Origin of the sequence: Cryobacterium glaciale (genome assembly GCF_004402535.1) — a bacterium.
In the GTDB taxonomy this organism is placed as follows: domain Bacteria; phylum Actinomycetota; class Actinomycetes; order Actinomycetales; family Microbacteriaceae; genus Cryobacterium; species Cryobacterium glaciale.
Genome location: NZ_SOEY01000008.1, coordinates 113,784 through 127,742, shown reverse-complemented (window position 1 = coordinate 127,742; position 13,959 = coordinate 113,784). Strand labels below are relative to the sequence as shown.

Below are 13,959 nucleotides of genomic sequence, written 5' to 3'. Positions count from 1 at the left end.
GATTCGTCTCCTTTCACCCAATCAGTTAGGAAAATACCTGATCATGAGCGAATTAACTCATCTAAAGATTGTCATCCTGGCCGGGGGGATCTCGCACGAACGAGACGTTTCGTTGCGCTCAGGGCGCCGGGTAGCGGATGCCCTCACCGACGCGGGCCACTCCGTCACCGTACTCGACCCCGGCTCCAACCTGCTCACCACCCTCAGCCAGCAAGCTCCCGACCTAATCTGGCCCACCCTGCACGGCGCTACCGGCGAGGATGGCGCGCTGCTCTCCCTGCTTGTGACCACCGGAATCCCCTTTCTCGGGTCACGCGGCCCGGCCGCCGCCCTGGCCTGGAACAAGGCCACCGCCAAGGAGCTCGTGCTGCGGGCCGGCATCGCCACTCCCCCAGCCATTGCGCTATCAACCGAGACGTTTCGGGACCTCGGCGCCACGAGCGTTCTCGAGCACTTGATCGGCGCGATAGGCTTACCCCTCGTCGTCAAGCCGGCCCAGGGCGGATCCTCACAGGGCGTCACCATCGTACGCACCCCCGCCGACCTGCCCCGGGCCATGGTAGAGGCGTACACCTACGCCAATACCGCCCTCGTCGAGGCGTATGTCGAGGGCACCGAGGTCACCGTGGCAATTATCGACACGGGCGACGGCGCCACCGCCCTCCCCATTGTGGAAATTGTTCCCGTTGATGGCGTGTACAGCTTCGAGGCGCGCTACAACGCCGGCGAAACCGACTTCTACACGCCAGCCCGCCTCACCGACGAGGTGGCGGAGTCCGTTTCGGACGCAGCCTTGGCCATCCACGCACTTCTGGGGCTGCGCCACCTGAGCCGCATCGACCTCATCGTCGACGCTGCCGGCACCCCCTGGTTCCTGGAGGCCAACGTGCTGCCCGGCCTAACCGAGACATCCCTGGTACCGCAGGCAATCGAAGCTGATGGCCAGACCCTCAGCGCCACCTACTCCGCCCTGGCCTCCCACGCCCTGGCAACCCAGTAGCCCGTTTCACGTGAAACATTATCGCAAGTGTTTCACGTGAAACATGGCCACCTCACCTCCCGAAGGTTCCTCATGGGAAAGCGATAACGCTCTCGGTAGCCGCGATAAGCGCAGCCGTCGATCGAGGAGCGAGCTTGCGAGCGATCGAGATCCAGACCTCACGAACCAACAAGTCTCGATCGCTCGTTCCTCGCGCCTCGACCAGCGAGACGTGCAGGATGCGCGGGCTCCGCAGCACCGAGCGACGGCTACCGACGTGCTCGATCAGCAGAGCCGGCCGATCGAGGCGCGAGCTTGCGAGCGATCGAGATCCGGATGTTTCACGTGAAACACCATGGTCTCGACCGGCTCGATCAACGATCAGAGCAACCAATCAGCTGGCGCTAAAGCCAGGTTCTCCGAGCACCGTCAGGATGCGGTTGAGATCTCCGATGGTTGCGAAATCCACTGTGATCTGGCCTTTTCGTGCACCAAGGTTGATCTTGACGCGAGTATCGAGACGATCGCCGAGGTGTTCTGCGATCTCATCAAGGTGTCCCTGGCGTCGTCCGGGAAGCGGCTTGGCTTTCGCGAGCTTGGGCACCGCTGTGGCTGCAGCCTCGGCCGCGCGCACGGAAAAGTCTTCTTCGACGATTTTGTCGGCCAGCCGCAACATGCCGGCCAGGTCACCCACCGACAGAATCGCCCGAGCGTGCCCGGCCGACAGAACACCCGCAGCCACGCGCAGCTGCACCGGCTCCGGTAGTTTGAGCAGACGCAGCGTGTTGGTGATCTGCGGGCGCGACCGCCCGATGCGGGCCGCGAGTTCCTCCTGCGTGATCCCGAAGTCAGCGAGCAGCTGCTGATACGCGGAAGCCTCTTCGAGCGGGTTCAGCTGAGCACGGTGAAGGTTCTCCAGCAGCGCGTCGCGCAGCATGTCAACGTCAGCAGTTTCGCGCACGACCGCCGGAATGGTGTCGAGCCCGACTTCCTTGGTCGCGCGCAGCCGACGCTCACCCATGACGAGCTCATATTTACCCGGCTCATCGGCCAGCGGCCGCACGACGATCGGTTGCAGCACGCCGACCTCGCGAATGCTGTGCACAAGCTCGGCGAGGTCATCCTCGTCGAAAATCGTGCGCGGCTGGGCCCGGTTGGGAACGATGTCCTGCGGGTTCAGGTGCGCCAGGCGGGCACCGGGCACCGGGACGAGCTCGGGGGAGGAGGCATCCGCTGCAATCGCCACACCGCGAGGAAAGAAGACGTCGACCGGGCGGGGCGCCGAAGCATCGTCCTGTACCGGGATAAGTGCACCGATGCCGCGGCCCAGGCCAGTTCTCTTCGCCATTATTTCTTTTCTCCTAATTGGGTCTTTTCTCCTTTTTGGGCCTGATCTCCCGTGCCGGGAGCCCCACGATGGGCCATTTCTGCTGCTGCTTCGAGGTAGGAGAGCGATCCCGCGGAGTTGAGGTCGTAGCTCACGACGCTCTGACCGTAGCTCGGGGCCTCAGAAACGCGCACAGAGCGCGGAATCGCGGTATTCAGCACCTCTTTGGGAAAGTGATCACGTACTTCCTTGGCTACCTGCGTTGCCAAATTGGTGCGGCTGTCGTACATGGTCAACAGAATCGTCGACACGACGAGGTCGGGGTTCAGGTGCTTCTCGATCAGGGCGATGTTCTTGAGCAGCTGGCTCAGCCCCTCGAGCGCGTAATACTCGCACTGGATCGGAATGAGAACCTCACGCGCCGCAACGAACGCGTTGATGGTCAGCAGCCCGAGCGAAGGCGGACAGTCAATGAAGACGTAGTCGTACGGCTCGGCCATCTCGCCCAGATAGAGATCGAGCGCGCGGCGCAGTCGCTGTTCCCGCGCCACGAGTGAGACCAGTTCAATCTCGGCACCAGCGAGGTGGATGGTGGCTGGCACACAGAAAAGGGCTCCGAATTCGGGGCTTTTCTGCACGACCTCGGACATGGGCATGTCGTTGATGATGACGTCGTAGACACTCGGCGTCTCGGCGCGGTGCTCCACCCCCAGGGCGGTGGAAGCGTTGCCCTGCGGGTCGAGGTCGATGACCAAGACGCGAGCTCCCTGCCGAGCGAGGGCTGCAGCAAGGTTGACGGCAGTCGTGGTCTTGCCGACCCCGCCCTTCTGGTTGGAGATCGTCAGCACACGGGTCTTGTCTGGTTTGGGCAGTTCGCCGGCCGCAATGACCTGGCGGCGTCGCGTGAGTTCAGCGATCTCGCGGGCGAGCGGCGTTGTACCGTCGAACCCTGCCGCCTTGCCCGTGCGCTGATCTTCAGCAGGATGTTTCACGTGAAACCTTTACGTTCGACGGTTGATGAGCCACCCGAAAGGGACCCCCGAACACCAAATCTGGTGACATTCGGGACTAGTCCACTGTAGCCCGGATGACCCGGGTTGCCTCTGGCAGCACGCCCACGCCGAGGGTAATGACCTCGACATCACGCAGACGATATTTGCGAATAGGCTTCGCTGCGGCGTCGACTTCACGCTGGGCGCCCTCACCCTTCATGAGAATGAGCTCGCCACCGGTCCGCAGCAGCGGCGCGGTCAAGGGAATGAGCTTGCTGAACGCACTCACCGCGCGGGCCGTAACCTTATCGAGCGGATGCGCCAGCCGCGCTTCCTCCGCACGCGCCCGCACCACGGTCACATTGTCGAGGTGCAGCGCAGCAACCTGATCATGCAGCCAGGCCACCCGGCGCTCCATCGGTTCGATCAGGACGAAGTTCACGTCGGGCCGGGCGATGGCCAGGACCAGGCCGGGCAGGCCAGCGCCGGAACCCACATCACCGACGAGGCCCGGACGCAGCAGTGGCGCTACAATGGCGCAGTTGAGAATGTGGCGAGACCAGAGCCGGGGGAGTTCCAGCGGTCCAATCAATCCCAGAATTTCGCCCTGATCAGCCAAATTGTTCGTGAAAGACCGAATGACGTCGATCTGGGAACCGAAGAGTTGGGCAGCGGCAGCCGGTTCGGCCTCCAGCTTCAACGGGTCGATGGCAACCGAATCGGACTCGACCTGTTCTGGGGTCGCGGGCTCAGATTTGTTCAAGACTGAACGGATTGGTTCCGGCGTGGCAGATTCCGACATGACCAGCGAAACTACGCTGCGGTAATGACGGTGTGGCGGTCGCGACCCTCGCCGGAGGACTCGGACCGGTAGCCGCCGCTCGCGGCGACGATGTCATGCACAAGCTTGCGCTCGTAGGAGGACATGGCTGGCAGGTCAGCTTCGCTGGCGCCGGCGATGATCCGCTCTATGGCCCGCGCCACGAGGGTGGCCAGCTCAGCTTCGCGCGCCTCGCGGGACCCGCCAATGTCGAGGATCAGGCGTGAGAACGAGCCCGTCTTGTTCTGCACGGCGAGGCGTGTCAGCTCCTGCAGGGCGTTGACCGTTTCCGGCTTGGAGAGCACGCGCAGGTTGTCGGCGTCGGAGGCCTTGACCGAGAGGTACGCTCGGCCGTTTCGGGCATCGATGTCGATGTCACCGTCCAGGTCGCAGATATCGAGAAATTCTTCGATGTAGTCTGCGGCGATGTCGCCTTCGCGTTCGAGCTGGTCGGTCGTGAGGGGGATCTCGACGACGCTGCCCGTCTCCGGAGCGGTGGGGGAGGCATCCGTCGTGGCGGGGGCAGTGGGAACTGCGCTGTCAGCAGAGACGGTATTGGTCTCGGTGCTGACCTCGGTGAGGCCGGTCTTGTCCGTCACGGTGATCTCCACTACTTCTTCGGGCCGGTTTGCTTCTTGGCGCGGGCCTTACCGACCGGCTGCTGACGCTGCACGGGCTTGACGGGCTCCTCAACCACAATGATGTCACCATCGGTCGCAATGAGCTTGCCCTTGCGGGCCATACGCTCTTCGCGCGCCTTGGCCGCCTCACTCCCGGGTGTCGGCATGTTTCGGATCACGAGGAACTGCTGAATCATGGTCCAGAAGTTGGAGGTGAGCCAGTAGAACATGACGCCGAGAGGGAATGCCACTCCGGAGAAGGCGAAGACGAGGGGGAGCAGGTAGAGCATGATGCGCTGCTGCTTGAACATGGGGCTCGCCTTGGTCTCCGGCGACATGTTCTTGGAGACGATCTGCAGCTGAGTGATGAACTGAGACGCGGTCATCAGCACGACCATGGTGGCGGCGATGATCATGACAGTGCCGTTGAACGGGTCACCGGCGGTCCACAGCGACCACTGCGAGGCAAAGGTGTCGTGCAGCGGGGCATTGCCGAATAGCTTGGCGTTGCCGAAGCTCTCGGCCAGGCTCTGGTCGAGCGGGCCGACGCCGCGGGTGGAACGCTGGGCGTCATTGAGTACCGAGAACAGGGCGAAGAAGATCGGCATCTGCAGCAACAGCGGCAGGCAGGAGCTCAGCGGGTTGGTACCCGTCTTCTTGTACATGGCCATGGTCTCGCGGGACATGGCCTCGCGCGAGAATTGGTCTTTCTTACCCTTGTACTTGTCCTGGATCTTCTTGAGCTGCGGAGCGACCTCGAGCATCTTGCGCTGGCTCTTGATCTGTCGCACGAAGATGGGAATGAGGGCGGCACGCACCACCAGCACGAGCCCCACGATGGAGAGCACCCACGTGATGCCGTCGTTGTACCCCATTCCGACCTGGGAAAACAGCCAGTGGAAGGCCACGAGCAGCAACTCGACCACCCATTTCAGAGGCCAGAGGATCGTACCTATGAGGTCCATACTGTGGGTTAGCCCTTTCCGTGGCTGGGTGCGACGACAAAACCGAACGACGTCACTCGAAAGCGACGTTTCTTTTTGAGAGGTACATCATCGATGCCGCCTTCAGACCACGGATGACAGTGGCTCAATCTGCGGGCAGCAAGGGCGCAGCCCCACGCTAGTCCGTGTTCCTGTACGGCCCCCAGTGCGTAGGCCGAACAGGACGGGTAAAACCTGCAGACGTCTCCATACAGCGGAGAAATAACGGCTCGATACACGCGAAGAACCAGCACACCCACGTTGCGGGGCAGCAAAATGCTCGTCGCGAGTATCGGGTTCATCGGCCCGCACTGCCCTTTCGCGCTGGTTGCGGGCGAGAAAGTAAACGTTGGACCTCTTCGTGCAGCGTCTGCCACGCGGCATCGCGCGCCGTCGGCAAAGCACGGATCACGACATCCGTTCCCGGAGGTAGCAGGGAGAGCAGTCCGAACGTGACCGCCTTGAGACGGCGGCGAACGAGATTGCGCCGCACGGCGTTACCCACATTCTTCGCGACAATGAAGCCGAAACGAACCGGAGTACCGACGGGCCCCGAGGGCTCGACAGCACTTTTTCGTACATAAAGAACGGTGTGCGCACCAACGATCCGCACACCGCGCCGAACGACGCCCTGGTAGTCACTGCCGCTCGTGATGCGATTTACGTGAGCGAGCACAAGAACCTGACGACCACGAGAACCTACGCGGAAAGTTCGGTGCGACCCTTGCGACGGCGAGCACCGAGGATGGCGCGGCCCGCACGGGTGCGCATGCGCAGACGGAAGCCGTGCACCTTGGCGCGACGACGGTTGTTCGGTTGGAAGGTTCTCTTGCTCATAGTTCAATCTCCACGTATTTGAATCACCGCTGGCCAAATTCCCCTCGGCCAGAACAGCAGCGCGCACAGAAGTTGGAAGCCCGCGGGATGGGGTCAACTGATTAAAACTACGGCCTCGGCCAGCTCTGGTCAAACTCAGGCCCCGAATCGGCGGAATCTCCACAATAATGACTCCAACGCAGATTCCAAACGGAGAAGGCAAAATCACTGGTGAATTCGCCTCTCTGAGCGGGATTGACTACCGTAAAGACAAGTTATCCACAGGTTGGTGACCCCAACCTGAGAATTAGGTCGGTTTTATACACAAGCGGTGGATAACTTTAACGCTGAGCTTGACCCTGCCGTGAAACCCGCGCCGCACGGCCCGCATAACGGTGGGTGCGCCGACGTCCCACACCGACCTCGCACGCACTTACGCCCGCGGCCCGATAGTAAAAACCCGAAATACACAGATTGTAGGAACAATGGCAGACGTTGAAGCGCCGATAGCCGAGACCTGGCGGTCCGTTTTGACCACGTTGGAATCCGACGCCACGATCACACCCATGCTCTACGGGTTTCTCAGTCTGGTCGAGCCGAAAGGCATCGCCGCTGGCACCTTCTACCTCGAGGTGCCCAACGAGTTCACGGCCAGCATGCTCAACCAGCGGATGCGGGTTCCCCTCCTCACAGCGATGGGGCAGCTCGATGAGGCCACCGCCGTCTCGACGTTCTATGTGGTCGTCAACCCCGAACTCGAGCAGGAATCCCTGCGTCCGGTGCAGCAGACGTTGACATCGCCCGACATCGTCACGCCCGCACCGCCGCAATCGGTGTTCGAAGGTGCTGTCCCCGCCCAGCCGCACGAAACCAGGCTCAACCCCAAGTACAGTTTCGACAACTTCGTGATCGGACAGTCCAACCGGTTCGCGCATGCCGCAGCCGTGGCCGTGGCGGAAGCGCCGGCCAAGGCCTACAACCCGCTCTTCATCTACGGGTCATCGGGCCTCGGCAAAACTCACCTTCTACATGCCATCGGCCATTACGCCATGAGCTTGTATCCAGGCATCCGGGTGCGGTACGTCAGTTCCGAAGAGTTCACCAACGATTTCATCAATTCCATTGCGAACAACCGCGGTTCCGCCTTCCAGGCGCGCTATCGGAACATCGACATCCTGATGATCGATGACATCCAGTTTCTGCAGAACAAGGCGGAGACCCAGGAAGCCTTCTTCCACACCTTCAATACCCTGCACGACCACAACAAGCAGGTCGTCATCACCAGCGACCTGCCCCCCAAACACCTCACCGGCTTCGAAGACCGCATGCGCAGCCGTTTCGAGTGGGGACTCATCACGGATGTCCAGGCTCCCGACCTCGAGACCCGCATCGCCATTCTCCGCAAAAAAGCCCAGAGCGAAAAACTGCAGGTGCCGCACGACATTCTCGAGTTCATGGCGTCAAAGGTCTCGTCGAATATTCGTGAACTCGAAGGAACTCTCATCCGAGTCACGGCTTTTGCAAGCCTCAATCGCACGCCGGTCGACATGGATCTGGTGCAGACGGTTTTGAAAGATCTCATCACCCTCGACGAGGACAACGTGATCGCGCCGGTCGACATCATTACGAACACGGCCAATTACTTCAAGCTGTCGGTCGACGATCTCTACGGGTCCAGTCGATCACAGGCCATTGCTACGGCTCGGCAAATCGCGATGTACCTGTGCCGTGAACTAACCAACCTGTCCCTGCCCAAGATCGGGCAGCTGTTTGGTAACCGCGATCACACGACCGTGATGTACGCGAACAAGAAGATTAGTGAGCTCATGAAGGAACGCCGGTCGATCTACAACCAAGTTACTGAGCTGACCAACCGAATCAAGCAGGACCACCGCTACAAGTAAGAACCACCGGCTCCATTTCGGTGAATTTTTCGGCCCCTCGGGAAGCTTTGACGAGTTTTGACCCGGAGGGGCCGAATTTTTTTTAGTTTTCACACCTGTGGATAACCCTGTGGAATTAACTCACACAACGTGGCCGTTCCTGTAGAAACTTTGGGCCGGCCTGTAGAAACGTGTAATTGCACGGAGTTCGCCGTGCTCAAACGAATGACAAACTTCCACAGCTCGCCCACAACTTACAAATGTGTAGTTCCCAGTGCCTGAGCGGTTTTCACAGAGTTATCCACAGTTTCCACAACGGTTAAGAAGATTAACAAGAATTCCTTAACTGGATCTAGCCGACAACCTTGACGAGCAGGTCCCTCGAACCAGCACGGTACCGAACCGGTCCGTGACAACAGCTAGCATTGAGGCCCACCCATCCGCCCGTCCAACGCAAGGACTATTTCGTGAGATTTCAGGCAAATCGGGATGTCTTCAGCGAAGCAGTGTCCTTCGCCGTCAAACTTCTGCCCCAACGCACGACCCTGCCGATTCTGAGTGGTGTCCTCATCGAAGCCACCGCAACGGGCTTGATCCTCTCGTCCTTCGACTACGAGGTCTCGGCTCAGACCGAGATCGTAGCCGAGGTGGAAGAAACCGGAAAAGTCCTCGTCTCCGGCCGACTGCTCGCCGAAATTGCCAGCCGCCTCCCCAACGCACCGGTGCGCTTTTCCACCGAAAACTCGCGGATCAAGGTCAGCTGTGGTTCAGCCAGCTTCACCCTGCTATCCATGCCCGTTGAGGAATATCCGAGCATTCCAGTCGTCAGTACCCAGTCCGGCCTCATACCGGCTGAAGATTTCGCCGCAGCCGTCGCCCAGGTCGCCGTCGCCGCGTCGCGGGACGATGTCACTCCCGTCATCACCGGCGTGCAGCTCGAAGTCACCGAAAATAGCCTGAGCCTCGTCGCCACCGACCGCTATCGCGTCGCCGTTCGTGAGATCGATTGGGACCCGGGAACCAACACCACCGACGGTGAAACAGGAACGATAACGGCCCTCGTACCGGCGCGGACCCTGCAGGAAGTCGGCAAGACCTTCGGTCACAGCGGAACCATCTCCGTCTCCATCACCAACAGCGACGACCGAGAACTGATCGCGTTCACCGCCAATAAGAAGACCGTCACCTCGCTGCTCATTAAGGGCAATTTTCCCCCGGTCCGCCGTTTGTTCCCCGCCACCGTTGACAACTATGCGGTCATGAACACCGCCGAACTGATCGAAGCGACCCGACGCGTGCAGCTCGTGCTGGAGCGCGAAGCGGCACTGCGATTCACCTTCGCCGTCGACGGGGTCACCCTGGAAGCGGTTGGCTCCGAGCAGGCGCAGGCCACGGAAACCATTGACGCCATCCTCTCCGGCACCGAAACCGTGGTCTCGCTCAAGCCACAGTTTCTGCTCGACGGGCTCAGCGCCGTGCACTCGGAGTTCGTGCGCATCTCGTTCACCAAGACGGAAAATCCGAACAAACCAGGCCCGGTTTTGATCACCAGCCAGACCTCGCGCGAGCAGGCCGGAGCGGACAGCTACAAATACCTGCTTCAGCCCAACCTGCTGCTGCGTTAACGCCGGTGCGGGTTACCCACCTCTCGCTGACCGACTTTCGCAACTATGCGACGGCCGAGGTCGGGTTCGTTCCGGGCCCGAACCTCATCGTCGGTCGTAACGGGCAAGGCAAGACCAACCTGGTCGAGGCGCTCGGCTTTCTCAGCACGCTGAGTTCACACCGTGTTTCCAATGACAAAGCCATGATCCGGGCCGGCCAGGACGCCGGCATTATTCGGGCCCGGCTGGAATACAACGACCGGGATATTCTGGCTGAGGTGCAGTTGAACCGCACCGGACAGAACCGGGCGCAGGTCAATCGATCGGTCATCAAGCCCCGCGATCTGCCGCGGTATTTCTCGAGCGTGGTGTTCGCCCCTGAGGACCTCGCCCTGGTGCGTGGCGATCCCTCTGGTCGGCGCAAGTTTCTTGATCAGCTCCTGGTTCTGCGCACCCCGCGCCTAGCCGCCGTGCTCAGCGATTATGACCGGGTGCTCAAACAGCGCAACACCCTGCTGAAGTCAGTGCGGGCATCCGGTGTGCGTGGCAACCAGCTCTCGACGCTCGATATCTGGGACGAACGGCTGGTGGAGTTCGGTTCGGAGATCATCGACGAACGAGCCAAGCTCGTGCAGCAGCTCGGTGAACCGCTGCGCGCGGCCTATCGGGCAGTGGTGGATGAGGACCACGGGCCGGCCCTGGTCGCGAGTCTCAGTATCCTCGGCGCTGACGAGGATGCCGATCTTAGCGTGGATAATTCTGCAGCGTCCACGGCGGCAGCCGGTTCAGTGGAGTCCACTACCAACGAGATCTTTCGCGCCGCGCTGGCCGGACTGCGCAAACGGGAACTGGAACGAGGCATCACCCTCGCCGGACCGCACCGCGACGACCTGGTCTTCATGCTCAACTCCCTGCCGGCCAAAGGGTATGCCAGCCACGGGGAATCGTGGTCGTTCGCGCTGTCGTTGAAACTCGCATCCGCTGCGCTGTTGCGTCAGGATTCAGCCGTTGGCGACCCGGTCCTGATTCTCGATGACGTCTTCGCGGAACTCGATCTGGACCGTCGGGCCCGGTTGGCCTCTGCCATTGGATCGTTCGAACAGGTACTGATCACGGCCGCCGTACTTGAAGATGTTCCGAAAGCCCTCGTGGCTAATACCATTCACATTCACAATGGTCAGGTTCAGACCGGAATGGTCGGAAATGGCTGACGACGATGTTCCACGTGAAACAACCGAGCCACACGTTTCACTGGAATCCACTACCAGCGAAGCCGCGAATGTCTACCTGCGCTTCAAGAGCATCTTCGGCGATCCGCATGCCCGACGCTCACGCGGCCGCAAACGAATTACGCCGGTGGCCGGTTCAAGTGTTCCCTTCGGAATCGGGCGCGACCCGCATGGTCTCGGCGACACGATCAACTCGCTCACCATGCAGCTCGGGTGGAACTCACCGTTGGCCCAATCTGAACTTCTCGCATCGTGGGCCGAGCTGGCCGGGGAAGAAACCGCCAACCATTCCACCCCCGCCGGCATCGATGACGGCGTACTCACCGTGCACTGCGAATCCACCGCCTGGGCCACGCAGCTGCGGCTGATGCGCAATGTCATCATGGAACACATTGCGAATCGGTACCCGGATGCGGGAATTCAATCAATTCGATTCCAGGGGCCCAACGCGCCGTCCTGGAAAAAGGGTCCCAGATCAATTCCAGGGCGTGGTCCGCGCGATACCTACGGGTGACCCAACATTTAAGGTCACCCCCTTGAACAAAACGCGTCAAACGGCGATTATGGCCAGTTGGTCTCCCCCCGTTTGGTAGACTGAATGGTCGCCCGTGCGATGGTCAGGAGCCTAATTTCAGATGACAGTTGAACCGACGCCCGAACGCACGTCCCCAGAAATATCCCCAATCAAGGCGGAGCGGGAGCCGGAGCACGAATATGGTGCCGATGACATCCAGGTGCTCGAGGGCCTGGAAGCCGTTCGCAAGCGACCCGGAATGTACATCGGATCCACCGGACCGCGCGGATTGCACCACCTCGTCTACGAGATCGTGGACAACTCCGTCGACGAGGCTCTCGCTGGACACTGCGACACCATTGACATTCGTATTCTCGCGGACGGCGCGATCCGCGTCGAAGACAACGGCCGAGGCATTCCCGTCGACATCCACAAGGCCGAGGGACGGTCGACCGTTGAGGTCGTACTGACCGTGCTGCACGCCGGCGGTAAGTTCGGCGGCGGCGGCTATTCCGTTTCCGGCGGACTACACGGTGTCGGAAGCTCCGTTGTCAACGCCCTGTCGAGCCGCCTCGAGGTAGAGGTTCGCCGACAGGGATTCATCTGGCGACAGAGCTTCGCCAACGGTGTTCCGAACGCTCCCCTGGAACAGGGCGAAGCGAACGACGAAACCGGCACGACCATCACGTTCTGGCCCAGTGCGGAAACCTTCGAGACGATCGACTTCGACTACGAAACCCTGCGCGCACGTTTTCAGCAGATGGGCTTTCTCAACAAGGGCTTGCGCCTCACCCTCACCGATGAGCGTGAAGCCCACCGCACCGACGACGGCAACGCCGTCACGAACACCTTCAAGTACGACAAGGGACTCGTCGACTACGTCGAATACCTCAATCGTGCCAAGAAGGCCGACCTCGTCAATGACGAGATCATCTCGTTCGAGTGGGAAGACCACGAACGCAAGATGGCCCTCGAAGTGGCCATGCAGTGGACCACCGCGTACACGGAGAGCGTGCACACCTACGCCAACACGATCAACACCCACGAGGGCGGCACCCACGAAGAGGGTTTCCGCGCCGCGCTGACCACGCTCGTGAACAAGTACGCTCGCGAGAAGGGAATCCTGAAAGAAAAGGATGACAACCTCACCGGTGACGACGTGCGCGAAGGTCTGACCGCGGTCGTGTCGATTAAGCTTGCCGAACCGCAGTTCGAAGGCCAGACCAAGACCAAGCTCGGCAACACCGAGGCGAAATCATTCGTGCAGAAGGTCGCCAACGACCAGCTCACCGACTGGTTCAACCGCAACCCGAACCCGGCCCGCGAGATCATCCGCAAATCACTGCAGGCCTCCAATGCCCGCATGGCAGCGCGTAAGGCCCGCGAGACCGCGCGCCGCAAGGGACTGCTCGAGGGCGGCGGCATGCCGGGCAAGCTCAAGGACTGCCAGAGCAAAGACCCGTCGATCTCCGAGATCTTCATCGTGGAGGGCGACTCGGCCGGCGGCTCCGCCGTGCAGGGTCGGAACCCGGAGACGCAGGCAATCCTGCCGTTGCGCGGCAAGATCCTCAACGTCGAAAAGGCCCGCCTCGATCGTGCCCTCGGCAACAACGAGGTACAGGCCATGATCACCGCGTTCGGTGCCGGAATCGGTGAAGAATTCAACCCCGACAAGGTGCGGTACCACAAGATCGTTTTGATGGCCGACGCCGATGTCGATGGCCAGCACATCACAACCCTTCTGCTGACCCTGCTGTTCCGCTACATGCGACCGTTGATCGACCTCGGGTATGTGTACCTGGCTCAGCCGCCGCTGTACCGCCTCAAGTGGAGTAATTCGCCGCACCAGTATGTGTACTCCGACGTCGAACGCGATGCGCTGCTCGCCGACGGTGCCGCCGCTGGCAAGCGCATCCCGAAGGACAACGGAATCCAGCGCTACAAGGGCCTCGGCGAGATGGACTACAAGGAACTCTGGGAAACCACCATGGCTCCCGAATCCCGCACCCTGCTGCAGGTCACCCTGGACGACGCGGCATCCGCCGACGAAATCTTCTCCACCCTGATGGGTGAAGACGTCGAATCACGACGTAACTTCATCCAGAAAAACGCGAAGGACGTGCGTTTCCTTGACATCTGACGACACCACGCGCAACCCCGACGGGGTCACCCCCGACGAGACAGCCGCAACG

At 61.0% G+C, this 13,959-nt stretch carries 14 protein-coding genes; 6 read left to right on the top strand and 8 right to left on the bottom strand.

What is annotated here, in order from left to right:
* Positions 1–43: 43 nt before the first annotated feature.
* Entirely contained in the window at positions 44–1,000 is a 957-nt protein-coding gene (locus E3O06_RS05370; RefSeq protein WP_134501956.1) for a D-alanine--D-alanine ligase family protein, read from the top strand.
* Between the two features lie 373 nt (positions 1,001–1,373).
* On the opposite strand, the gene E3O06_RS05365 is transcribed toward E3O06_RS05370, so the two are convergent.
* The 8 genes from E3O06_RS05365 to rpmH all read right to left on the bottom strand — a co-directional run bounded on the left by E3O06_RS05365 (position 1,374) and on the right by rpmH (position 6,558).
* A complete protein-coding gene (locus E3O06_RS05365; protein WP_166788112.1) occupies positions 1,374–2,327 on the bottom strand; it encodes a ParB/RepB/Spo0J family partition protein in 954 nt (317 codons plus the stop codon).
* Positions 2,327–3,298, bottom strand: a complete 972-nt coding sequence (locus E3O06_RS05360) for a ParA family protein (protein WP_134501954.1) — start codon at positions 3,296–3,298, stop codon at positions 2,327–2,329. The genes E3O06_RS05365 and E3O06_RS05360 overlap by 1 nt, the downstream gene beginning before the upstream one ends.
* A 76-nt stretch (positions 3,299–3,374) precedes the next feature.
* Positions 3,375–4,007, bottom strand: coding sequence for a 16S rRNA (guanine(527)-N(7))-methyltransferase RsmG (gene rsmG / locus E3O06_RS05355; protein WP_241979930.1), 633 nt, complete (start codon positions 4,005–4,007; stop codon positions 3,375–3,377).
* A 104-nt stretch (positions 4,008–4,111) separates the two neighbouring features.
* Positions 4,112–4,585 (bottom strand): Jag family protein, encoded by a 474-nt coding sequence (locus tag E3O06_RS05350; protein WP_134502168.1) that lies wholly within the window; start codon positions 4,583–4,585, stop codon positions 4,112–4,114.
* Between the two features lie 143 nt (positions 4,586–4,728).
* Positions 4,729–5,703 carry a membrane protein insertase YidC gene (gene yidC / locus E3O06_RS05345; protein ID WP_134501952.1) on the bottom strand — a complete coding sequence of 325 codons (975 nt, stop codon included), beginning with the start codon at positions 5,701–5,703 and terminating at the stop codon, positions 4,729–4,731.
* Between the two features lie 8 nt (positions 5,704–5,711).
* Positions 5,712–6,023 carry a membrane protein insertion efficiency factor YidD gene (gene yidD, locus E3O06_RS05340; protein WP_134501951.1) on the bottom strand — a complete coding sequence of 104 codons (312 nt, stop codon included), beginning with the start codon at positions 6,021–6,023 and terminating at the stop codon, positions 5,712–5,714.
* A complete protein-coding gene (rnpA, locus tag E3O06_RS05335; RefSeq protein WP_134501950.1) occupies positions 6,020–6,397 on the bottom strand; it encodes a ribonuclease P protein component in 378 nt (125 codons plus the stop codon). Before rnpA ends, yidD begins: the two co-directional genes overlap by 4 nt.
* 23 nt (positions 6,398–6,420) lie before the next feature.
* Positions 6,421–6,558 carry a 50S ribosomal protein L34 gene (rpmH, locus tag E3O06_RS05330; RefSeq protein WP_010204566.1) on the bottom strand — a complete coding sequence of 46 codons (138 nt, stop codon included), beginning with the start codon at positions 6,556–6,558 and terminating at the stop codon, positions 6,421–6,423.
* Positions 6,559–7,022: 464 nt separating this feature from the next.
* Between rpmH and dnaA the strand changes: the two genes are divergently transcribed.
* The 5 genes from dnaA (at position 7,023) to gyrB (ending at position 13,907) form a co-directional block, all read left to right on the top strand.
* The gene (gene dnaA, locus E3O06_RS05325; RefSeq protein WP_134501949.1) at positions 7,023–8,441 is read left to right on the top strand and encodes a chromosomal replication initiator protein DnaA; all 1,419 of its coding nucleotides are present in this window, start codon (positions 7,023–7,025) and stop codon (positions 8,439–8,441) included.
* A gap of 446 nt (positions 8,442–8,887) precedes the next feature.
* Positions 8,888–10,045: a DNA polymerase III subunit beta gene (gene dnaN, locus E3O06_RS05320; RefSeq protein WP_134501948.1), complete on the top strand. Its 1,158-nt coding sequence runs from the start codon at positions 8,888–8,890 to the stop codon at positions 10,043–10,045.
* Positions 10,046–10,050: 5 nt separating this feature from the next.
* Positions 10,051–11,235 (top strand): DNA replication/repair protein RecF, encoded by a 1,185-nt coding sequence (gene recF, locus E3O06_RS05315; protein WP_134501947.1) that lies wholly within the window; start codon positions 10,051–10,053, stop codon positions 11,233–11,235.
* On the top strand, positions 11,228–11,767 hold the full coding sequence (locus tag E3O06_RS05310; RefSeq protein ID WP_134501946.1) for a DciA family protein: 540 nt from the start codon (positions 11,228–11,230) through the stop codon (positions 11,765–11,767). The genes recF and E3O06_RS05310 overlap by 8 nt, the downstream gene beginning before the upstream one ends.
* 121 nt (positions 11,768–11,888) lie before the next feature.
* Positions 11,889–13,907, top strand: a complete 2,019-nt coding sequence (gene gyrB, locus E3O06_RS05305) for a DNA topoisomerase (ATP-hydrolyzing) subunit B (protein ID WP_134501945.1) — start codon at positions 11,889–11,891, stop codon at positions 13,905–13,907.
* Positions 13,908–13,959: the final 52 nt, after the last annotated feature.

Coding starts and splice junctions, on each gene's coding strand:
- E3O06_RS05370 (WP_134501956.1), top strand. CDS start 44: ATGAGCGAATTAACTCATCTAAAGATTGTCATCCTGGCCGGGGGGATC.
- E3O06_RS05365 (WP_166788112.1), bottom strand. CDS start 2,327: ATGGCGAAGAGAACTGGCCTGGGCCGCGGCATCGGTGCACTTATCCCG.
- yidC (WP_134501952.1), bottom strand. CDS start 5,703: ATGGACCTCATAGGTACGATCCTCTGGCCTCTGAAATGGGTGGTCGAG.
- yidD (WP_134501951.1), bottom strand. CDS start 6,023: ATGAACCCGATACTCGCGACGAGCATTTTGCTGCCCCGCAACGTGGGT.
- rpmH (WP_010204566.1), bottom strand. CDS start 6,558: ATGAGCAAGAGAACCTTCCAACCGAACAACCGTCGTCGCGCCAAGGTG.
- dnaA (WP_134501949.1), top strand. CDS start 7,023: ATGGCAGACGTTGAAGCGCCGATAGCCGAGACCTGGCGGTCCGTTTTG.
- E3O06_RS05310 (WP_134501946.1), top strand. CDS start 11,228: ATGGCTGACGACGATGTTCCACGTGAAACAACCGAGCCACACGTTTCA.
- gyrB (WP_134501945.1), top strand. CDS start 11,889: ATGACAGTTGAACCGACGCCCGAACGCACGTCCCCAGAAATATCCCCA.